The organism is Bradyrhizobium sp. Mp27 (assembly GCF_029953005.1).
GTDB lineage: Bacteria > Pseudomonadota > Alphaproteobacteria > Rhizobiales > Xanthobacteraceae > Bradyrhizobium > Bradyrhizobium barranii.
Genome location: NZ_JASAUS010000028.1, coordinates 44265 through 64528, shown reverse-complemented (window position 1 = coordinate 64528; position 20264 = coordinate 44265). Strand labels below are relative to the sequence as shown.

Here is a 20264-nt window from a genome sequence, read left to right as displayed (position 1 = left end):
TATGTCTAGAAGGGGGCCGACATGATGTCGCTCGATAGCATCACGCTCTATTTGGTCGCCACCATGGTTGCCGCACTGCTCGGCGCCATGATGGTGTTTTTCGGCAAGCAGGAGAACAGCCCCGCGCTGAAATGGTGGGGCACCGCGTATCTCCTCGGCGCAGCGTCCGTCGCGCTATGGACCGCGGCCGGCGACAAGCTCGGCCCGCATCTTTACCTTGCGCTGAACGCGGTCGGCTTCGTCGCCTGCGGCATGGTGTGGAACGCGGCGCGCGTCTTCCACGGCCGCAAACCGAATTGGCCGGGTCTCCTCGTCGGCGCGTTGGCCTGGGCCGCCGCCGTGACGCTGCTTGATCCCGCCGCGTCCATGCTGCGCATGATCGTCGGCGCGGGTATCGTCTCGGTCTATGCGGCGCTGACGGCGAGCGAGCTCTGGGTCGAGCGACGCAAGAGCCTGCAACGGCGCTGGCCGGCCTTCGTGGTGCCGGTGATGCACGGCTGCGTTCTGATGCTGCCGATCGTGCTCGGCAGCTTCCTGCGTCCGAACGATGCCGGCTTCTCCGGCAGCATCTGGGTCACCGTGTTTGCGGTCGAGCTCATCCTCTATGCCGTCGGCACCGTGTTCGTGATCTTCATGCTGGTGTCGGAGCGCACGGTGACGGCGCACCGGACCGCCGCGTCCACCGATCCCCTGACCGGCATGCTCAACCGCCGCGGCTTCTCGGAAGCCTGCGGGCGCGTAATCGAGCGTGAGGCCAAGGCCGGCCGTCCCGTGACCGTGATGATCTTCGACATCGATCATTTCAAGTCGATCAACGACCGCTTCGGCCATCCCGCCGGCGACGAGATGCTGAAACTGTTCTCGACCGTCGTTGTCAGCAACCTGCGCATGACCGACATGTCGGGCCGCATCGGCGGCGAGGAGTTCGCAGCGCTGCTGCCGTGTTCGCTGGAGGAGGGTGTCCTGGTTGCCGAGCGCGTGCGCGAGGCGTTCGAGACCTCCGGCGTCGTGGTCGACGAGGGCCCGGTCGACACCACCGTCAGCATCGGCGTCGCCGGCGGTCCGGCCGGCACCGAGCTGGAGGTGCTGCTGGCCTCGGCCGACACCGCGCTCTACCAGGCCAAGCGCGGTGGCCGTAACCGGGTCGAGGCGGCGGAAGAGCTGCCGCTGTCGCTGGAGAACTGGCGCCGCCAGAGCGCGGCGCGGGTCGGTGCGCCGCAGGCGCGTCCGGCCACGGCCTGAAACCAAGAGGCGGCTCAAGAGGCACCTTCGGTAATCCGCTGTTTACCATTCGATCCCTACCATTGCGGTCATGGAATCGATCCGTCGACAGAACCCGCAGGCTGCCCTGATGTCGCTCGAAGCCGCTGCGGCCTCGGCACGCGGCGGCTTCGCCTGCGTGTTCTCCACCGCGGATGAATACGAGCGCGCGCTGATCACCGAGCGCCGCGCGCAGGGGCGCTACACGCAAAGCCGTAGCTACTGGCCGCTCGCGCTGTTCATCGGTTGCGCGCTCATCGTGGCAGGCACCGCTCTGCTGTTGGCCTGAGAGCACGCATTTTTGACCGGTCAGGGCGCCGATTCGGTGCCTTTTTCTTCGTTGCGAGCTGCGGTAAACACACCCACCAAACAAACAAGGTGGAAACCGATGATCACCGAGATCGCGCAAATCGACGTCAAGCCGGGCAGCGAGAAGGACTTTGAGGCGGCCGTCGCCAAGGCCAAGGCCGCCTTCGGCAGCTCCAAGGGCTTTCACGGCTTCGAGCTGCACAAGTCGATCGAGAAGCCGCAGCGCTACCGCCTGATGGTGAAGTGGGCGACGCTGGAAAATCACACCGTCGATTTCCGCGGCTCGGAGAATTTCACCGAATGGCGCGGCCTCGTCGGCCAGTATTTTGCTTCGCCCCCGGAGGTCGAGCACACCGAGACCGTGCTGACGACCTGAGCTACTTCACGACGCCTTACGCCGGCTGGTCGCCGGTCGCCTGAGCATGATCTTTTCGGAAAACCGCTGCGCACTTTTCCGGATCATGCTGCCAGAGGCGGCGCCTCATACGTCTTGAAATGGTCGATCATGACCTTGGCGATGGCGACCAGTGGCAGCGCCAACGCCAAGCCCCAGATGCCGAACACGACGCCGAGCAGGATCTGGAACGCGAACAGCGTGGCCGGCGGGATGTCGAGCGCCTGCCGCTGCAGGATCGGCGTCAGCACATAGCTTTCCATCGCGTGCACGCCCATGAAGAGGAGGAAGGCCGACAGCGCCGGAATCCAGCCCGAGGCGAGGCTCGCGAGCACCACGACGACGCCGGCAATGATGGCGCCGACGGTCGGAATGAAGGCGAGCAGACCCGCCTGAATCCCCAGGATGAACGAGCCGGGGATGCCGATGATGGCGAGCCCGATCCAGGTCACGATGCCAACCGCAATCATCACGACGATCTGCGCGATCAGCCAGCGTTCCAGCGTCTCGCTGATGCCGTCGATGATCAGGGTGACGCGGGTGCGATGCCTCGTCGGCGCGAGGAACAACAGGCCGTCGTGATAGACGCCGGGCTGGGCGGCGAAGGACAGCCCCAGGAACAGCACGATGAAGATGTTTCCCACGCCGTGGATGGTACCGAGCAGCAGCTTGAAGGTCTGGCTCACGATCGCGCCACCGCTGGAGGCCAGCGCGCCGGCGCCAGGCAAGGATCCGCGCGGGGGTGCTGCTGGCGAGGGTGTCGAGTCCGATGGTGGATTGGCCGAGGCGTCGGACGCGGCGTTGCCGAGATCGAAGTAGCTGGTGTCGATCCCGTGGTTGTCCAGGAAGGTCTTCACGTTGCCGATCTGCGACTTGATGGTCTTGCTCAGCAGCGAGGCCTGCTCGGCGATGGTGGCGCCGCCGAGATAGGCGACGCCCGCGAGCAGCATCGCAAGCACGACGCAGACGATCGCGAGCCGGACCGGGTGCGGCAGGTGCACGCGGCGGCCGAGCGCGTTGGTCAGCGCGTTGAGGCCGACGCCGAGCAGCATGCCGGTGAAGATCAGCAGCAGCGTGGTCGCAAAATACCAGGTGAAGACCAGCATCGCCGTGAACAGCACGACACCGATGCCGCCGACCGAAATTGCCCAAGCCAGATCGGTGCGGGTCGTGGGGCGTTGGTCTGCGCGGATGGTCACATCATGTCCTTTTCGGCGGCTGCGGGCGGGGCACTCTTTCGACAAACGCGCTTCCGATCAAGACCGCGTCAACGCGCTGGTTTGACGCTGTCGCGCGAACGGTGCAGAGCGATGAGGAGGAAACAGGTGGGGGGCGCTTGAGTTTCATCAGCAAGTGGGCCGGTCTGCTCGGGCTCCTGGCCGTGATCGTGATCGGCGACCAGATCCGGATCAACCGGCCCGGCCATAAATACCGCCTCACGGTCGAGGTGACGACGCCTGACGGGATCAAGACGGGGTCCGGTGTTCTCGCCGTCGTGCCTGACCGCAACTATAACCGTGGCGGCCGCACCACGATGCGCGGGGAGGCCGTGTTCGTCGATCTCGGCCAAGACGGCGGCAAAGGCAAGAACCTGGTGGCATTGCTGGCGCATCAGCAGGGCGGCAAGCTCGACCTCGACGACATCAACTATGTCGCGCTCCGTGCCTATGGCGCCGCGCACGGCAACCGCGTCTCGTTCAACGATATCAGCCGGCAGGCCGGCATTGTCCCCGTGCAGGGGGAGCTGATCCCCGTGCTCGTGAGCTTTGGCGATCCGCGAGATCCCCAGACCGCGCGCCTTGTCGCCGGCGACCATGCGGATGCGGTTCTGGGCGACGGCTACGCCGTCCGTGCCCTCACCGCCGAGGTGGTGCCCAACGGGTTTTGGCCGATCGATTTCGGCGGTGTGCTCGGGGAGCCCGTGACGCGCGGAATCGAGGCGAAATTGCCCTGGCTGGCCACGCCGGACGATCCGGCGGCAACCGCGCTGAAGGCCGCCGGCCTGCCCGTCGTGGGGACAACCGAGGCCCGGGAGGCATTTGCGCGAAAATAGCATTGCCGTCCCGCGATCCCTTCTGTTGAATTTGTTCCCTCCCAAGGGCATGTTTGGAGAATCTTCTTACGCGGGAGGTCGGAACGGGAGATGAGAAAGCCGGTCGTCGGCGTGATCGGGAACGCCCATCGCGTCGAAAATCGATTTCAGGTCCAGATGGTCGGCGAGCGCAATTTGCGCGCCGTGGCCGAGGTCTCGGGCGGCTTGCCGATGATGTTTGCGGGAGCGCCCGACATCACCGATATCGGCGCGCTGCTCGATGTGGTCGACGGGATCGTGCTCACCGGCGCCCGCGCCAATGTCCATCCGACCCGCTTCAATGTCGATCCGTGTGAACGGCACGAGCCCTACGACATCCACCGCGATGAGGTGGCGCTGGCGCTTTCGGTCGCCTGCGTGTCCCGCGGCATTCCGCTGTTCGGCATCTGCCGGGGCCTGCAGGAGATGAACGTCGCCTTCGGCGGCTCGCTGCATCCGGAGATCCGCGAGATCCCGGGCCGCATGAACCACCGCATGCCCCGTCTCGATAACGGCGAGATTCATCCCGATCCGACCGTGGTGTTCGCCGACCGTCACGACGTCGACCTCACGCCCGGAGGCGCCTTCGCGCGGCTGCTCGGCTGCGAGAAGATCAGGGTCAATTCGCTGCACGGCCAGGGCATTCTCGACCCCGGCAAGCGCGTGCTGATCGAGGGCATCGCCGAGGACGGCACCATCGAGGCGATCCGCATCGCGGAAGCCCCGACCTTCGCGCTCGGCGTGCAATGGCACGCCGAATACGACCCGCAGCGCAATCCGATCAACCGCAAGCTGTTCGAGGCTTTTGGCGAAGCGATGGTCGTACGCCAGCGTGCGACGGCGTAACAGCTCGCAGCTCTCGACTGGACGACGCCTTGGTCTTGCAGCTTACGCCGTCTGTACCATCCGTCTTGCGCGATAGGCCTGCGGCGACATCAAGGTCAGCTTGCGAAACGCCTTGCGAAAGCTGCTCTCGTCCTCGTAGCCGGCCGTGCGTGCGATGGTCTTGATCGGCTGCGCCGTCGTCTCCAGCAGCGTGCGCGCGTGCTCGACGCGGCGGCGCATGATGAAGGCCTGCGGCGGCTCGCGCGTGAGCTCCTGGAACTTCCGGTTCAGCGTGCGCTCGCTGAGGCCGAGCGCATCGGCGAGGCGCTTGACCGTCATCGGGCTCTTGCCGGTGCGGCGAACCAGCAGGTCGGCCCGGGTCAGCAGCGGGTCCTGCGACAGCAAATAGCCGACGGGCATGAAGATCGATTGGGTGCGTTGCGCGGTGTCGATGACGACGTAGTCCGCGCAGAGCTTTGCAATCGCCTTGCCGTCGACCATCTCGATCAGCCTGAGCAGGAGGTCGACCCACGACATCGGTCCGGCCGCGCAGACGATGCGGTCCGCGACGGTGATGACGGCGTCGGCGGCGAGGTCGATGGTGGGGTGGCGCTGCCGCAGCTCGCCTTGCAGCCACCAGGTGATGGTGGCGCGGCGGTGGTCGAGCAGGCCGCTGCCTGCAAGCAGGAACACGCCGCTGCAGAACGCGCCGATCAGCCGGCCGCTCGCATGCTGCTGCCGCAGCCAGGCGCCGGCGCGGGCATATTGCGGTTGCAGGCGTTCCGCCGTGACGTGATCGACGAGGTTGCCGGGGACGAGGATCGCGTCGAAGCGACCGCGTTTGCCGACCGCGCCATCGACGGCGACCATCTGGCCGCCGCCGGCGCGCACCGGCTTGCCGTCGAGCGAAAGCACCTCCCAGGCGAAGCGCGTTTTCGCACCGCTCTGCTGCATCACGTGATTGGCGAGCGACAGGATGTCGGCGACCCCGGCGATCGCCGAATGCATGCAGCCTTCCAGCGCCAATATTGCAAGCTTCATGAGACCTCCAGGACAGGCGCGGCGATCCTAGCCGATCGCCGCGGGGCTGCGTGGCGGAAATTGCCCGATCTCTGTCTCATCCGCCACTGCCTTGCCGGCGCTGTCAGGTCCAGTCTCGTGCCGTCGCCACACGACATGATTGGAGAGAGACATGCCTTACGTCACCATTTCCACCGTCCGCGGCATCCTGGATGCCGGGCAAAAGAAGACCCTGCTCGAGCGCGTCACCGATCTCTTGGTCGAGGTCGAAGGGCAGGGCAACCCGGATTTCCGCAGGAATGTCTGGGTCAGGATCGAGGAGCAGGAGCCGGCGCACTGGTCGCTGGGCGGCATACAGCCGACGCCTGAGATCATCGCCGGCATGTTCGGCACCATCGGCGCGGATGGCGTGCGGGTCCCGCGGCCGTAGCGGCGCAGCGTGCGCGGGCGGACCAGCCAAAGGCATGGTTCGCCACCGCCCTGTGCTCAATCGATCTGCGGGACGTTTTCCATTGCATCGCACAATCACGACCATGGCCTGCACGCAGCCGCATTGAGGTTCGCAAGACGCGCACCATATGCTCTGCAAGGGAGCCCTGCCGTGCAGACCATGAAGGCGGCCCTCGTTGCGGCGATTGGCGTCGTGGCTTTGATCTGCTGCCTCCTTCCCAGCTCAGCGGAGGAGAACGGCCGTCTTGCATTGGTCGTTTCGATCGACGGAGCCATCGGCCCTGCGTCGGCCAGCTACGTCAAGGAGGCTTTGGCCAAGGCAAGCGAACGGCGCGCCGAGGTCGTGCTTCTGAGACTGAACACGCCCGGCGGTCTCAATTCCAGCATGCGCGAGATCATCGCGGATGTGCTGGCCTCGCCGATCCCTGTCGTCGGTTTCGTCGCGCCCTCCGGCGCCCACGCGGCGAGCGCGGGGACCTATATCCTTTATGCGACCCATATCGCGGCGATGGCGCCGGGCACCAATATTGGCGCCGCGACGCCGGTGCAGATCGGCGGGCCGCTGCCGGGTCTTCCGAGCGGACCGGCGGACAAGGGCGGCAAGGACAAGAAGGACGGTGACCAGCAGAGCGAGTCCAAGGATCAGCCCAAGGATGCCATGACGGCAAAGGCGACCAATGATGCGGTTGCTTTCATCCGCAGCCTTGCGGAGCTGCGCAACCGCAACGTGGACTGGGCGGAGAAGGCGGTCCGTGAGGCTGCCACGCTCTCTGCCAACGCCGCGCTAGAGGCTCATGCCATCGATCTCGTCGCGCGCGATCAGGCTGAATTGCTGAGGCAGATCGATGGTCGCGTGGTCGAGGTCGCAGGCGGCAAGACGCAACGCCTGGTGACGAAGGATGCCGTCGTCGAAGCCATCGATCCAGGACCGATATCCCGCTTCCTGGCGGTGATCACCGATCCGAACGTGGCGTTCATTCTCCTGATGGTCGGCATCTACGGCTTGATCTTCGAGTTCATGTCTCCTGGAGCCGTCGCCCCCGGAGTCGTCGGCGCGATCTGCCTGCTGATCGGCCTCTATGCGCTCAATCTGCTGCCGATCAATTATGCCGGCCTCGCCCTGATGCTGGTTGGACTCGTGCTTCTCACCATCGAAGCCTTCAACCCGACCGTGGTGATCGGTCTCGGGGGGATCATCGCTTTCGTGCTGGGAGCGCTGATGCTTTTCAGGGGCGAGGCGCCGGGCTACCACCTGTCGTGGTGGGTGATTGGCATCACCGCGGCAGTGTTCGTCGGCTTTGCGCTCGTCGTGCTTGGTTCGCTTCGGCGCGTCGGCAGGGCTCCTGCACTGGTCGGCGCGCAGGCCATGCGAGGCTTGCCCGCCGAGGTTCTCGACTGGAATGGGAACGAAGGTCATGTCTTCGCCCACGGTGAGCGCTGGCAGGCGCGCGGCGCCGAAACGTTCAAGCCCGGAGAGACGGTCGAAGTCGCCAACATCGTCGACCTGACGCTGCTGATACGCCGCGCACCAACAGGCGAGGGAGGTACATCATGATGCTGGAATATCTGACCTATGCGGCGCTCGCGTTGCTTGTCATCATGTTCCTGTCCCAGGCTATTCGAATCCTGCGTGAATACGAGCGTGGCGTCATCTTTACGCTCGGCCGCTTTACCGGCGTGAAGGGCCCGGGCCTCATCATCCTCATTCCGATCGTGCAGCAACTCGTGAAGGTGGATCTGCGGGTGATGGTGCAGGTCGTGCCGCCGCAGGACGTGATTTCGCGGGACAACGTCTCCGTCAAGGTCAACGCCGTTCTGTACTTCCGCATCGTCGACCCCGAACGGGCCATCATCAAGGTCGGCGATTACATGGCCGCCACCAGCCAGCTCGCCCAGACCACCTTGCGCTCGGTGCTCGGCAAGCACGAGCTCGACGAGATGCTTGCCGAGCGCGACAGGTTGAACGCGGACATCCAGGAAATCCTCGACAAGCAGACCGACGTCTGGGGCATCAAGGTCACCGGCATCGAGATCAAGGACGTCGATCTCAATGAAACCATGGTGCGCGCGATTGCCAAACAGGCCGAGGCGGAGCGGTTGCGGCGGGCCAAGGTGATCAATGCGATGGGCGAGCAGCAGGCTGCCGAAAAGCTCGTCGAAGCCGGCCGGATTCTCGCGCAGGAGCCTCAGGCGATGCAGCTACGTTATTTCGCCGCCCTGCACGACATCGCGGGCGAACGGTCCTCTACCGTCGTCTTTCCGCTGCCGATGGGCCTGCTCGACCATCTTTTGCCGCGGCGCGACAACCCGTAGCCATAAGCGGCAGGATGACCCATCTTCGGCCCTAATGGAGGTGTCGAATATCGCTCCCAACTTAAACGGGAGGAAAATTCGATGACGAAGCATGCCGCCAGACCAGCAAGCCGCCGCCGAAATCGGACATTGATGCTCACCGTCCCGCTGGTCGCCCTCGCACTTTGCTCATGGGGGATCGATGCGGCGCGGGCCGCAGAACCGGGCAAGGACGCGACGGCGGCCGGCCTGCCGCGCATTCTCGTGCTTGCGACGGGAGGCACCATCGCAGGCCAGGCCGACGCGCGTGCGACCGGCGCGTACAAATCCGGCCAGATCACTGGCGAACAGTTGATGCAGTCGGTGCCGGGCCTGGACAAGCTCGCGAAGCTGAACGCCGAGCAGATTTCGTCGATCGGATCCCAGGACATGAACGACAAGGTCTGGTTTGCCCTGGCCCGCCGCATCCAGGACGCCTTCGACAAGAATGAAGCCGATGGAATCCTCATCACGCACGGCACGGATACGCTCGAGGAGACCGCGTTCTTTCTCGACAATGTCGTACGCGGCGACAAGCCGGTGGTGATCGTCGGGTCGATGCGCCCGGCCACGGCGGTGAGTGCGGACGGTCCCGGCAATCTGTACGAAGCGGTGCAGGTGGCGGCCGATCCGCGCTCTCGCGGCCGCGGCGTGATGGCCGTGCTGAACGACAAGATCCAAAGCGCCCGCTCGATCACCAAGACCAACACCACGAGCATCGAGACGTTCAGCTCCCCCAATGACGGCCCGATCGGCTATGTCGACACCGCCGGCGGCATCCGTTTCATGACCCAGGCCGCCAGCTCCAAGCGCGCGACCTATCCGCTCCCGGCGGGCGAGCAATTGCCGCGCGTCGAGATCGTCTACTCGCATGCCAACATGGACGCCGTTCCGATCGAGGATGCCATTTCGCACGGCGCCAAGGGCATCGTGCTGGCCGGCGTCGGCGACGGCAACACGTCGAAGCAGGCTCTCGATGCGCTCGAAGCGGCGGCGAAGAAGGGCATCGTCGTCGTCCGCTCGACGCGGGTTCGATCCGGCTTCGTCACCAGGAATGTCGAGGTTGACGACGACAAGAACGGCTTCGTCGTGTCCGAGGACCTCAATCCGCAGAAGGCCCGTGTTCTCACTCAATTGCTGATCGCGGGCGGGGTGACGGCTCCGGCCGAGCTCCAGCGCGCCTTCACTGCAACGTGGTGATTGGGCAGGTCGTATCTTGCAGCGTGGGGTAGCCGTAATCCACCCTGCGCTCCCAAAACGAAAAGGCGCTCCTCGCGGAGCGCCTTTTGCTTGTCGCAGAGAGTTCGAGCGGCTTAGCCCGAATAGTACATGTCGAACTCGACCGGGTGCGGGGTCATTTCGAAGCGCTCGACCTCGGTCATCTTCAGCTCGATGTAGCTGTCGATGAAGTCGTCGTCGAACACGCCGCCGTTCTTGAGGAAGCCGCGGTCCTTGTCGAGGTTTTCGAGCGCCTCGCGCAAGCTGCCGCACACCGTCGGGATCTGCTTCAGTTCTTCCTTCGGCAGGTCGTAGAGGTCCTTGTCCATCGCCGGACCCGGATCGATCTTGTTCTTGATGCCGTCGAGGCCGGCCATCAGCATCGCGGCGAAGCCGAGATAGGGATTGGCGAGCGGATCGGGGAAGCGCACCTCGACGCGCTTGGCCTTCGGCGAAGCGGTGTAGGGGATGCGGCAGGAGGCCGAACGGTTGCGCGCGGAGTAGGCGAGCAGCACGGGGGCCTCATAGCCCGGGACCAGACGCTTGTAGGAGTTGGTCGACGGGTTGGTGAAGGCGTTGATCGCCTTGGCGTGCTTGATGATGCCGCCGATGTAGTGGAGGCAGGTCTCCGACAGGTCGGCGTATTTGTTGCCGGCGAACACCGGCTTGCCGTCCTTCCAGATCGACTGGTGCACGTGCATGCCCGAGCCGTTGTCGCCATAGACCGGCTTCGGCATGAAGGTGGCGGTCTTGCCGTAGATGTGCGCGACCTGGTGGATGCAGTACTTGTAGATCTGCATGTGGTCGGCCATCAGCGTCAGCGTGTCGAACTTCATGCCGAGCTCGTGCTGGGCGGACGCGACTTCGTGGTGATGCTTCTCGACCTTGACGCCCATCTTGGCCATGGCGCCGAGCATTTCGGAGCGCATGTCCTGCACGGAGTCCTGCGGCGGCACCGGGAAGTAGCCACCCTTGGTGCGGACGCGGTGGCCGAGATTGCCGCCTTCATATTCGGTGTCGGAGTTGGTCGGCAGCTCCGAGGAGTCGAGACGGAAGCCGGTGCTGTAGGGGTTGGCGGAGAAGCGCACGTCGTCGAACACGAAGAACTCGGCTTCGGGGCCGACGAACACGGTGTCGCCCACGCCCATCGACTTCACCATGGCCTCGGCCTTCTTGGCGATGCCGCGGGGGTCGCGGTTGTAGGGCTCGCCGGTGGTCGGCTCGAGCACGTCGCAGGTGATGACCATGGTGGTCTCGGCGAAGAACGGGTCGATCGTCGCGGTCACCGGATCCGGCATCAGGCACATGTCGGACTCGTTGATCGCCTTCCAGCCGGCGATCGAGGAGCCGTCGAACATCGTCCCTTCGGCGAAAATGTCCTCATCGATCATGCTGATGTCGAACGTCACATGCTGCCACTTGCCGCGCGGATCGGTGAAGCGCAGGTCGACGTATTTGACGTCGTTGTCCTTGATCGATTTCAGGACGTCTTTGGCGGTCTTCATGCATACCCCTTTTGGCTCTGCGGGTCGGTTTCCAGGTGAGCAGGATTGTTCTCGCTTTTGGCGAGTTCGCGCGCGAGCGCACAAACAAAATCAGGCCGCCGAAGCAGCCTTTTTCTTGTCGGAGTGTCGCAAAATGCGGGATAGCACCCGGCTCAGATAGCGTCCAGCCCGGATTCGCCGGTCCGGATGCGGATCGCCTCTTCGATATTGGAGACGAAAATCTTGCCGTCGCCGATGCGCCCGGTCTGCGCGGCGCGGCGGATCGCGTCGATGGCGCGCTCGACCAGATCGTCGCCGATCACGATCTCGATCTTCACCTTGGGGAGGAAATCGACGATGTATTCTGCGCCGCGGTAAAGCTCGGCGTGGCCCTTCTGCCGGCCAAAGCCCTTGGCCTCGGTCACGGTGATGCCTTGCAGGCCGACTTCCTGAAGCGCTTCCTTCACCTCGTCGAGCTTGAATGGCTTGATGATGGCTTCGATTTTTTTCACTGCGCGCCTCCCGGCCTTTCGATCAAATAGCAACGTCTTCGTCAGGATGCGCTTTTCTTAACGCACGATCTTGTCTTCGCTATGCCGGGATGCCTGACCAGCCCGGCAACAACGGCCGGCCACACCCTGATAGATTGCCAGTGAGCACGACGAACCGAAGCGGCTTCCTCGAAAGCAGGGTCTATGCCAAGTTGCAAATGCCCTGATTATTGGAGCGTTATCAGCCTTTTAACGCGCATCTCTGATAGGTGGAGCCGACTGGCTCAAAATACCGCAGACTACGAAATAGGCAATCGGTTCAATATCTGTGCAAATCGTTGTTCTGCCGGGTGGGTCTGTACGGAACGTGCCTGTTGAAAAGGCGTTTGGACCAGGGAAGTGGCATGGAAGTTCTGACCAACGCTGAAATGCAGCGCGCCGACCAGCTCAGTATTGCGGCAGGCACGCCCGGCTTCAAGCTGATGCTCAGCGCGGGACAGGCGGTCGCAGAGGCCGCCAATGCGCTGGTGGAGGAGGGGCCGATCCTGATCGTGGCCGGTCCCGGCAACAATGGCGGCGACGGTTTTGTCGCAGCCGCCGAGCTCGCCGCGCAAGGGCGCGACGTCTCGGTGATCCTGATGTGCGAGCGCGACCAGCTCCAAGGTGACGCGGCCTCCGCGGCGCGCGGCTGGAAGCACCCGGTGCTGCCGTTCAATCCGCAGGCGATCGGCAAGCCCGCGCTGATCATCGATGCGCTGTTCGGCGCGGGCCTCAGTCGCCCGGTCGACGGCGAGGCGCATGCGATGATCGAAGCGATCAACGCCAACGGCGCCCCAGTGCTCGCGGTCGACCTGCCGAGCGGCATCAACGGCACCAGCGCAGCCGTGATGGGCGCGGCGGTGAACGCCACCGAGACCGTCACCTTCTTCCGCAAGAAGCCGGCGCATTTGTTGCTGCCCGGCCGGATGCATTGCGGCCACGTGCGCGTCGCCGACATCGGCATCGATGCACAGGTGCTGGACGAGATCGCGCCGCGGACCTTCGAGAACGATCCGGATTTATGGGGTACGGCCTTTCCGGTGCCGCGCATCGACGGCCACAAATACGCGCGGGGCCACGTGCTGGCGGTCTCGGGCGATGCCGCCGCGACTGGCGCAGCGCGGCTCGCCGCCCGTGGCGCTTTGCGGGCCGGAGCGGGCCTCGTGACGCTGGCGACCCCGCGCGATGCGCTTGCGATTAATGCCAGCGCGCTCACCGCGGTGATGGTTCGCGCCTGCGACACAGCGGTCGAGTTCGGAGGGCTGCTCGGCGACAAGCGCTACAACACCTGCCTGATCGGACCCGGCGCGGGCGTCGGCGATCGCACCTGCGATCTGGTCCACACCGCGCTTCACGCGCAGCGGCATCTGGTGCTGGACGCGGATGCGCTGACGAGCTTTGCGGCAAACCCCGAACGGCTGTTTGAATCGATCAAGTCCTCTCAGGACAGTGCGGTGGTGCTGACCCCGCACGAGGGTGAGTTTCCGCGCCTGTTCTCCGACCTCAGCAACAAATATCCGGGCCGCTCGAAGCTGGAGCGCGTGCGCGCCGCGGCCGAGCGCTGTGGTGCGGTCGTGCTGCTGAAGGGGCCGGACACGACGATCGCCGCCCCTGACGGCCGCGCCACCATCGCCGCCAACGCGCCCCCCTGGCTCGCCACCGCCGGCGCCGGCGACGTGCTCGCCGGCATCATCGCAGGGCTCCTGGCGCAAGGCGTGCCGGCCTTCGAGGCCGCCAGCATCGGCGTCTGGATGCATGGCGAGGCGGGAAGCGAGGCGGGGCCCGGCCTGATCGCGGAGGACCTGACCGAGACGCTGCCGGCCGTGCACCGGCGCATTTATAATGCGCTCGGGGTGGAGTACTAGTGCTCAGGCAGCTCGCGCTCACCGATATGGGCGCGGCCGCGCAGGTCCATCGGATTGCGTTCGACCAAGCGATGCCGAGGCTCGTTGGGCTGCACACGCCCGATGAGGGCCGCTGGTTCTACCGCGAGCGCGTGTTCACGACGTGCCGTGTGTGGGGGCGGTTCGATGATGACGTCCTGAGCGGGATGATCGCCTTCCACGAAGGTTGGGTTGAGCAGCTCTATGTGCTGCCCGTCGCACAGGGGCGCGGCGTCGGCACAGAACTCCTTGATGTCGCCAAGCGGGCCAGCGACCGGCTGGAGCTCTGGACTTTCCTGCGCAACGCGCCAGCGCGGCGCTTCTATGAGGCGCGCGGGTTCGCACTGGTTGAACAGACCGACGGGGCGCGGAACGAGGAGCGGGAGCCTGACGCTCGCTACCTCTGGACGCGGCGGTAGTCGCTCACTCCACCGCGTACCAGCGCACCAGCCGCGGCGCGGCCCAGTCGGTCACGACGGATTCGATCAGCCAGGGTCCGGGTGAGGTCGCCGCGAACGCGATGCGCTGGGTCTGGCCGGGCTCGATTGCGAGCGTGTCGAGCCAGTAGGGCTTCCAGCCGTCGTCGAGCTTGTCGAGCAGGCGGAAATGATGGCCGTGCAGGTGAAACACCATCGTAACCGGTCCGGGGTTCTTGAGGGCCAGCACGACGGTGCGGCCGGTCCTGGCGCGGAAGGCGGGATTGGAGGAGACGGAGAAGCTTGCAGGCCGTGCCCAGCCGGCCTCGGGCGCGCCGAGCGCGACATCGAACCGCAGGGCGCCTTTGAGGTCGAGCTTCTCTGGGAGGTCGTTCAGGGGGAGCGGCTGTGGCGGCAACAGCGGCGCGCGCCGCTCGGGCTTGCCTGATATCCTGAGGCTCCCGACCTGGCGCGCCTCCTTGCCGTCATGCAACAGGAATGGGGCCGATGTGGCCGCATCCACGAAGGCGTCGGCGCGTGCGCCGGGGGCGAGCACCAGGGCGCCGTTGCGCGCCGGGAATGGCTCGGCCGGCTGTCCGTCCAGGGCCATCACTTGGACCTCATGGCCTTCCAATTTGATCGCCAGAACAGAACGTTGTGAGGCATTGATAAAGCGCAGCCGCAGCCGCTCGCCGGCCGCGGCTGAGAGTTCGAATGAGGTCCGTCCATTGAGGGTAAAGATCGGTGTCGCGTCCCCAGGGGCGCGGCCGGGCGGAAGCGCGGTCCCATCCGGCCGCAGCCGCCATTCCTCGATCAACAGGACCTCGTCGCGGTCGACGGGGACGCGATTTGTCTCGCCGGCGATGATCGGAAGCGGGCGCGCGGGCAGCTTCAGACCGTCTTCGAAGAGACGGAAGTCGGCTGCTAGAGTTCCTGCATTCGGTATTGAAACAATTGAAGTTTCAGTCGTATCCGTCGCGGTCGGCGTACGCCCTCGCAACGGGTCGGCCGCGGCCGGGCCATTCAGGCCGTACCAGACCGGCGCAAGCGGGACAGGCAGGTCGTTCCGAAAGACCACTTCGCAGCGGTCGCCTCGCTTGAGACGGACGTTCCCGATATGGCTTACGGCGGCCAGCTCCCAGATCGGTGTCGCCGGCTGACCCGGCTTGAGCGCCAGGGTTGCCGGCCTTGCCTGCAGGGCGAGCTGGGCGGTGACAGCGGGGGCCGCGCCGCCGGCGATCAACCCGGCTGCGGGGGCTGCAAGTCCAGCTCCAAGTCCGGCCAAAACCTCGCGCCGGGTCGGGTCAGAGATCCGCGTTTTCATGGCTCGATGCGGACCATGAAGCGCTGGATAAGTCCAGCCGTCGCGCCTACTTAAAGCCTGCCGCTATCGGGCCATTTTTTTGCTGCGAACAGTCAGGCACATGCTATAAGCCCGGCCGCCCGCGGCATCGCGGCCGGTCTTGATGCAAATTCACGCGGGCGTGGCGGAACTGGTAGACGCGCTGGATTTAGGTTCCAGTGACGAAAGTTGTGGGGGTTCGAGTCCCTCCGCCCGCACCAAGCGCTTTCAGCGTTTGCACGGATTACCGAAGGGCTTCTTCCTCACGGAGTTTTTCCGGCGGAAGTGGTCCGATGAACCACCGGCGTTGAGGCGTCTTGCCTTGCGCCGGTTCGATTAATGACAGCGTCCCGACGCATGCGTGCCGGGGCCGAGCGAGAAGAAGATTGGACGCCATGCAGGTCACAGAAACCCTCTCGGAAGGTTTGAAGCACGAGTTCAAGATCAGCGTTCCCGCGTCTGATCTCGACGCCAAGGCCGGTGCCAAACTCGTCGATCTCAAGGACAAGGTCCGCATCAACGGCTTCCGCCCCGGTAAGGTGCCGGTCGCTCACCTGAAGAAGGTCTATGGCCGCTCGGTGATGGCCGAGACCATCGACCAGACCATCCGCGATACCAACACGCAGCTGTTCACGGACCGCGGTTTCCGCCTTGCGACCGAGCCGAAGATCACCATGCCGACCGAGCAGACCGAGGTCGAGGAGCTGCTCAACGGCAAGACCGATCTGACCTACACGGTCGCGATCGAAGTGGTGCCGGCGATTGCGCTCGCCGACTTCAAGAGCTTCCAGGTCGAGAAGCCCGTCGCCGACGTGTCCGACACCGATGTCGATGAGGCCATCAAGCGCATCGCCGACAGCAACCGCGGCTATGCTGCCAAGGCCGAGGGCGCCAAGGCCGAGTCGGGCGACCGTGTCACCATCAACTTCAAGGGCACCATCAACGGCGAAGTCTTCGAGGGCGGCACCGGCGAGGGCATCCAGGTCGTGATCGGTTCCAATACCTTCATCCCCGGCTTCGAGGAGCAGCTCACCGGCATCGGCGCGGACGAGACGCGCACGCTGAAAGTGTCGTTCCCCAAGAACTACATGAACGACAAGCTCGCCGGCCAGCCGGCCGAGTTCGAGACCACCGCGACCTCGATCGAGGCGCCGCAGGACGTCGCGATCGACGACGAGTTCGCCAAGACGCTTGGTCTCGAATCGCTGGACAAGCTGAAGGAAGCCGCGCGCGAGCGTCTGGCTGCCGAATTCGCCGGCGCGACGCGCCAGCGCGTCAAGCGTGCGCTGCTCGACCGCCTCGACGAGGCGCATCGCTTCGAAGCGCCGCCGTCGCTCGTCGACGAGGAGTTCAATCTGATGTGGAACTCGGTCAAGGCCGAGATGGACTCCGCCGGCAAGACCTTTGCTGACGAGGACACCACTGAAGACGCCGCCAAGGAAGAGTACCGCAAGATCGCCGACCGCCGCGTGCGGCTCGGCCTCGTGCTCTCCGAGATCGGCGAGAAGAACAAGATTACCGTGACCGACGACGAGGTCGGCCGCGCCGTGATCGAGCGCGCGCGCTCGATGCCGGGCCGCGAGAAGGAAGTCTGGGACTATTACCGCAGCAACGCTCAGGCGCTGGCCCAGCTTCGTGCACCGATCTACGAGGACAAGGTCGTCGACTTCATCCTCGAGCTCGCCAACGTGACCGAGAAGAAGGTCTCGCGCGAGGACCTGTACAAGGACGACGACGCGGAAAAGACCGCAGCCTGAAGGCTCCAGAGCGTTTTCGAGCGAAGTGGATACCGCTTCGCGTAAAGAAAACGCGTCAAACTTAGAATCTAGAGCCCCGTTCCGATTCCATCGGAACGGGGCTCTAGGACAGTCTTCCATTAAGGATGATCAGCGGAAGGGCCCGGCTAGCCATCTGGCTGGCTGGGCCTGTTTGCGAGAATCAGCTTCAAGTGCCCCGAGGATTAAGCCTTAATTCGCTCCGCACTTGTCTGGCGCGAATTGGGCTATATCTGTCGGTACGCCCTGTACCCAAGTCTTATACCAAGCGTTCTACCTCTACCCACTTCCTGCATCACTGGCGTCCATCGGCCTTCCGGCAAATCCAGCCAAACTGGCAGCCAAGACTGGCAATGTCCGCCTCCTAAAACCTTAGGTGACTCATGCGCGATCCGGTTGAAACCTACATGAACCTCGTGCCCATGGTGGTCGAGCAGACCAACCGTGGCGAGCGCGCCTACGACATCTTCTCGCGCCTGTTGAAGGAGCGCATCATTTTCCTGACCGGACCGGTCGAGGACGGCATGTCGACGCTGGTGGTCGCGCAGCTCCTGTTCCTTGAAGCGGAAAATCCGAAGAAGGAAATCTCGATGTACATCAACTCGCCGGGCGGCGTGGTGACGTCGGGCCTCGCGATCTACGACACCATGCAGTTCATCCGCCCGCCGGTCTCGACGCTGTGCACGGGCCAGGCCGCCTCGATGGGCTCGCTGCTGCTCGCCGCCGGCGAGAAGGACATGCGCTTCTCGCTGCCGAACGCGCGCATCATGGTGCATCAGCCCTCCGGCGGCTTCCAGGGCCAGGCCACCGACATCATGCTGCACGCGCAGGAAATCCTGAACCTGAAGAAGCGGCTCAACGAGATCTACGTGAAGCACACCGGTCAGACCTACAAGACGATCGAGGACGCGCTGGAACGCGACAAGTTCCTGACTGCGAACGACGCCAAGGAGTTCGGCCTGGTCGACAAGGTTATCGACAAGCGCGCCGAGGAGCCGGCGGCGAAACCGCAGTAACGCGAACGGGCCTGCAACATCGATCCCTGGAATACCTATCGGGATTTCCCCGGGATCGTCAGGGCGACGTTCACGTTAACGGCGCACTACGCGGCGGCGCAAAAAGATGTGTTGCGCCCCGCGACAGGCAGAAAGTTCCGCTTTCGTGCTTGTTTTTCGTGGCAATCCAGCAACTCCGGGGCGATTTCGATCACTTCGTCCGTGCCAAGACGTGAAATCACGGTATTGTCACGGGTAGCCAGCGCCCCCTCGATTAGCGAATTCTTGATAGTCGGGTGACAGCATGGTTGGCTACGATTGATCGGCTATGATCGCGGAGAATCGAGTGACCGTGATTCGCACGGGATGTAACGCGTAGGGTCTTTTTTGGTACGGAATTTGCTCTATTTGAACTTCATACGGCCTGCGTGCCGGAATGGAGCGATCGAGCGGAGCGGGATCGAACCGCGGACGGAGACATGAATGAGTAAGGTCGGCACGAGCGACTCCAAGAACACACTGTATTGCTCGTTCTGCGGCAAGAGCCAGCACGAAGTCCGCAAACTGATCGCGGGTCCCACGGTCTTCATCTGCGACGAGTGCGTTGAGCTCTGCATGGACATCATCCGCGAGGAGAACAAATCCTCGCTCGTGAAGTCGCGCGACGGCATTCCGACGCCGAAGGAAATCTGCAAGGTCCTGGACGATTACGTCATCGGCCAGAGCCATGCGAAGAAGGTCCTGTCGGTCGCGGTGCACAATCACTACAAGCGCCTCAACCACCAGACCAAGCACAACGACGTCGAGCTCGCGAAGTCGAACATCCTGCTGATCGGTCCGACCGGTTCGGGCAAGACGCTGCTCGCGCAGACGCTCGCCCGCATCCTGGACGTGCCGTTCACGATGGCCGATGCCACGACGCTGACCGAAGCCGGCTATGTCGGCGAGGACGTCGAGAACATCATCCTGAAGCTGCTCCAGGCCGCCGACTACAATGTCGAGCGCGCCCAGCGCGGCATCGTCTACATCGACGAGATCGACAAGATCAGCCGCAAGTCCGACAATCCCTCGATCACGCGCGACGTGTCGGGTGAGGGCGTGCAGCAGGCGCTGCTGAAGATCATGGAAGGCACGGTGGCTTCGGTCCCGCCGCAGGGCGGCCGCAAGCATCCGCAGCAGGAGTTCCTGCAGGTGGATACCACCAACATCCTGTTCATCTGCGGCGGTGCGTTCGCCGGCCTTGAGAAGATCATCTCGGCGCGCGGGCGGTCGACCTCGATCGGCTTCGCCGCCCAGGTGCTCGCGCCGGAGGATCGCCGTACCGGCGAGATCTTCCGCCACGTCGAGCCTGAGGACCTCCTGAAGTACGGTCTCATCCCCGAATTCGTCGGCCGTCTGCCGGTCGTGGCGACGCTCGAGGATCTGGACGAGACCTCGCTGAAGAAGATCCTCACCGAGCCGAAGAACGCGCTGGTGAAACAGTACCAGCGGCTGTTCGAGATGGAGAACATCGAGCTGACCTTCGCCGACGAGGCGCTTGGCGCGGTCGCCCGCAAGGCGATCGAGCGCAAGACCGGCGCGCGTGGTCTGCGTTCGATCCTCGAGGCGATCCTGCTCGAGACCATGTTCGACCTGCCGGGCCTGGAAGGTGTGGAAGAAGTCGTGATTTCGCGCGAAGTCGTGGAAGGTACGGCCCGTCCGCTCTACATCTACGCCGATCGGTCCGATCGCGCCGTCGAGAACGCCAGCGCCTGATTTACGGCGCTGGAACGCTCCAATCGTCTTTGATAGTAGCGGCTGCGGAATGGTTCTCCGCAGCCGATGTTGCGTCGCTTATACGCGTGCGTAAGCGCCTGATGGCGCGCGTCTTTCAATGACTTGACACCCCCCCGGTCGATAGCCACCTAATGTCGACGGCGAGCGAAAGTTCTCTTCAAGATTCGCCTCAGTTCCGATCCGGC

The 20264-nt window shown here is 64.3% G+C and carries 19 protein-coding genes and 1 tRNA gene; 15 read left to right on the top strand and 5 right to left on the bottom strand.

Annotation, left to right across the window (positions count from 1 at the left end; translation table 11 throughout):
* Positions 1-21: 21 nt before the first annotated feature.
* The 3 genes from QJT78_RS17125 to QJT78_RS17115 all read left to right on the top strand — a co-directional run bounded on the left by QJT78_RS17125 (position 22) and on the right by QJT78_RS17115 (position 1945).
* Positions 22-1242 (top strand): GGDEF domain-containing protein, encoded by a 1221-nt coding sequence (locus QJT78_RS17125; protein WP_028149019.1) that lies wholly within the window; start codon positions 22-24, stop codon positions 1240-1242.
* Positions 1243-1312: 70 nt separating this feature from the next.
* Positions 1313-1549 carry a hypothetical protein gene (locus QJT78_RS17120; RefSeq protein WP_028149020.1) on the top strand — a complete coding sequence of 79 codons (237 nt, stop codon included), beginning with the start codon at positions 1313-1315 and terminating at the stop codon, positions 1547-1549.
* Between the two features lie 99 nt (positions 1550-1648).
* Positions 1649-1945, top strand: a complete 297-nt coding sequence (locus QJT78_RS17115) for an antibiotic biosynthesis monooxygenase family protein (RefSeq protein WP_014494819.1) — start codon at positions 1649-1651, stop codon at positions 1943-1945.
* Positions 1946-2028: 83 nt separating this feature from the next.
* On the opposite strand, the gene QJT78_RS17110 is transcribed toward QJT78_RS17115, so the two are convergent.
* Entirely contained in the window at positions 2029-3162 is a 1134-nt protein-coding gene (locus QJT78_RS17110; protein WP_028149021.1) for an AI-2E family transporter, read from the bottom strand.
* A 137-nt stretch (positions 3163-3299) separates the two neighbouring features.
* On the opposite strand from QJT78_RS17110, the gene QJT78_RS17105 reads away from it, so the two are divergent.
* Both QJT78_RS17105 and QJT78_RS17100 read left to right on the top strand, forming a co-directional pair.
* Complete coding sequence (locus QJT78_RS17105; RefSeq protein WP_028149022.1) at positions 3300-4016, top strand: hypothetical protein; 717 nt, start codon at positions 3300-3302, stop codon at positions 4014-4016.
* 90 nt (positions 4017-4106) lie between these two features.
* Entirely contained in the window at positions 4107-4880 is a 774-nt protein-coding gene (locus QJT78_RS17100; protein ID WP_028149023.1) for a gamma-glutamyl-gamma-aminobutyrate hydrolase family protein, read from the top strand.
* A 42-nt stretch (positions 4881-4922) separates the two neighbouring features.
* Here the strand turns inward: QJT78_RS17100 and QJT78_RS17095 are convergent, their stop codons facing one another.
* Entirely contained in the window at positions 4923-5900 is a 978-nt protein-coding gene (locus QJT78_RS17095; protein WP_028149024.1) for a helix-turn-helix domain-containing protein, read from the bottom strand.
* Positions 5901-6051: 151 nt separating this feature from the next.
* On the opposite strand from QJT78_RS17095, the gene QJT78_RS17090 reads away from it, so the two are divergent.
* The 4 genes from QJT78_RS17090 (at position 6052) to QJT78_RS17075 (ending at position 9860) form a co-directional block, all read left to right on the top strand.
* Positions 6052-6309 (top strand): tautomerase family protein, encoded by a 258-nt coding sequence (locus QJT78_RS17090; RefSeq protein ID WP_028149025.1) that lies wholly within the window; start codon positions 6052-6054, stop codon positions 6307-6309.
* A gap of 171 nt (positions 6310-6480) precedes the next feature.
* Positions 6481-7884, top strand: a complete 1404-nt coding sequence (locus QJT78_RS17085) for a nodulation protein NfeD (protein WP_028149026.1) — start codon at positions 6481-6483, stop codon at positions 7882-7884.
* Complete coding sequence (locus QJT78_RS17080) at positions 7881-8642, top strand: slipin family protein (protein ID WP_028149027.1); 762 nt, start codon at positions 7881-7883, stop codon at positions 8640-8642. The genes QJT78_RS17085 and QJT78_RS17080 overlap by 4 nt, the downstream gene beginning before the upstream one ends.
* 81 nt (positions 8643-8723) lie before the next feature.
* On the top strand, positions 8724-9860 hold the full coding sequence (locus QJT78_RS17075; protein WP_080586557.1) for an asparaginase: 1137 nt from the start codon (positions 8724-8726) through the stop codon (positions 9858-9860).
* Positions 9861-9973: 113 nt separating this feature from the next.
* On the opposite strand, the gene glnA is transcribed toward QJT78_RS17075, so the two are convergent.
* Together glnA and QJT78_RS17065 are read right to left on the bottom strand one after the other, a co-directional pair.
* Positions 9974-11383, bottom strand: a complete 1410-nt coding sequence (gene glnA / locus QJT78_RS17070) for a type I glutamate--ammonia ligase (protein ID WP_028149029.1) — start codon at positions 11381-11383, stop codon at positions 9974-9976.
* A gap of 152 nt (positions 11384-11535) precedes the next feature.
* Complete coding sequence (locus tag QJT78_RS17065; RefSeq protein ID WP_007603495.1) at positions 11536-11874, bottom strand: P-II family nitrogen regulator; 339 nt, start codon at positions 11872-11874, stop codon at positions 11536-11538.
* A gap of 383 nt (positions 11875-12257) precedes the next feature.
* On the opposite strand from QJT78_RS17065, the gene QJT78_RS17060 reads away from it, so the two are divergent.
* Together QJT78_RS17060 and QJT78_RS17055 are read left to right on the top strand one after the other, a co-directional pair.
* Positions 12258-13757 carry a bifunctional ADP-dependent NAD(P)H-hydrate dehydratase/NAD(P)H-hydrate epimerase gene (locus QJT78_RS17060; RefSeq protein ID WP_028149030.1) on the top strand — a complete coding sequence of 500 codons (1500 nt, stop codon included), beginning with the start codon at positions 12258-12260 and terminating at the stop codon, positions 13755-13757.
* A complete protein-coding gene (locus QJT78_RS17055; protein WP_038943040.1) occupies positions 13757-14194 on the top strand; it encodes a GNAT family N-acetyltransferase in 438 nt (145 codons plus the stop codon). The genes QJT78_RS17060 and QJT78_RS17055 overlap by 1 nt, the downstream gene beginning before the upstream one ends.
* Positions 14195-14198: 4 nt before the next feature.
* Here QJT78_RS17055 and QJT78_RS17050 read toward each other — a convergent pair whose 3' ends face one another.
* Positions 14199-15515, bottom strand: a complete 1317-nt coding sequence (locus QJT78_RS17050) for a multicopper oxidase domain-containing protein (protein ID WP_028149032.1) — start codon at positions 15513-15515, stop codon at positions 14199-14201.
* A 154-nt stretch (positions 15516-15669) separates the two neighbouring features.
* Between QJT78_RS17050 and QJT78_RS17045 the strand changes: the two genes are divergently transcribed.
* The 4 genes from QJT78_RS17045 to clpX all read left to right on the top strand — a co-directional run bounded on the left by QJT78_RS17045 (position 15670) and on the right by clpX (position 20058).
* Positions 15670-15754 (top strand) — tRNA-Leu (locus tag QJT78_RS17045).
* A 174-nt stretch (positions 15755-15928) separates the two neighbouring features.
* Positions 15929-17290, top strand: coding sequence for a trigger factor (gene tig, locus QJT78_RS17040; protein ID WP_028149033.1), 1362 nt, complete (start codon positions 15929-15931; stop codon positions 17288-17290).
* Positions 17291-17691: 401 nt separating this feature from the next.
* Positions 17692-18324 (top strand): ATP-dependent Clp protease proteolytic subunit, encoded by a 633-nt coding sequence (locus tag QJT78_RS17035; RefSeq protein ID WP_014494833.1) that lies wholly within the window; start codon positions 17692-17694, stop codon positions 18322-18324.
* 462 nt (positions 18325-18786) lie between these two features.
* Positions 18787-20058 carry an ATP-dependent Clp protease ATP-binding subunit ClpX gene (clpX, locus tag QJT78_RS17030; protein WP_014494834.1) on the top strand — a complete coding sequence of 424 codons (1272 nt, stop codon included), beginning with the start codon at positions 18787-18789 and terminating at the stop codon, positions 20056-20058.
* Positions 20059-20264: the final 206 nt, after the last annotated feature.

Excerpts from the sequence above, each read along its gene's own strand:
- QJT78_RS17125 (WP_028149019.1), top strand. The coding sequence starts at position 22 with ATGATGTCGCTCGATAGCATCACGCTCTATTTGGTCGCCACCATGGTT.
- QJT78_RS17120 (WP_028149020.1), top strand. The coding sequence starts at position 1,313 with ATGGAATCGATCCGTCGACAGAACCCGCAGGCTGCCCTGATGTCGCTC.
- QJT78_RS17115 (WP_014494819.1), top strand. The coding sequence starts at position 1,649 with ATGATCACCGAGATCGCGCAAATCGACGTCAAGCCGGGCAGCGAGAAG.
- QJT78_RS17100 (WP_028149023.1), top strand. The coding sequence starts at position 4,107 with ATGAGAAAGCCGGTCGTCGGCGTGATCGGGAACGCCCATCGCGTCGAA.
- QJT78_RS17095 (WP_028149024.1), bottom strand. The coding sequence starts at position 5,900 with ATGAAGCTTGCAATATTGGCGCTGGAAGGCTGCATGCATTCGGCGATC.
- QJT78_RS17090 (WP_028149025.1), top strand. The coding sequence starts at position 6,052 with ATGCCTTACGTCACCATTTCCACCGTCCGCGGCATCCTGGATGCCGGG.
- QJT78_RS17080 (WP_028149027.1), top strand. The coding sequence starts at position 7,881 with ATGATGCTGGAATATCTGACCTATGCGGCGCTCGCGTTGCTTGTCATC.
- QJT78_RS17075 (WP_080586557.1), top strand. The coding sequence starts at position 8,724 with ATGACGAAGCATGCCGCCAGACCAGCAAGCCGCCGCCGAAATCGGACA.
- glnA (WP_028149029.1), bottom strand. The coding sequence starts at position 11,383 with ATGAAGACCGCCAAAGACGTCCTGAAATCGATCAAGGACAACGACGTC.
- QJT78_RS17060 (WP_028149030.1), top strand. The coding sequence starts at position 12,258 with ATGGAAGTTCTGACCAACGCTGAAATGCAGCGCGCCGACCAGCTCAGT.
- QJT78_RS17050 (WP_028149032.1), bottom strand. The coding sequence starts at position 15,515 with ATGAAAACGCGGATCTCTGACCCGACCCGGCGCGAGGTTTTGGCCGGA.
- tig (WP_028149033.1), top strand. The coding sequence starts at position 15,929 with ATGCAGGTCACAGAAACCCTCTCGGAAGGTTTGAAGCACGAGTTCAAG.
- QJT78_RS17035 (WP_014494833.1), top strand. The coding sequence starts at position 17,692 with ATGCGCGATCCGGTTGAAACCTACATGAACCTCGTGCCCATGGTGGTC.
- clpX (WP_014494834.1), top strand. The coding sequence starts at position 18,787 with ATGAGTAAGGTCGGCACGAGCGACTCCAAGAACACACTGTATTGCTCG.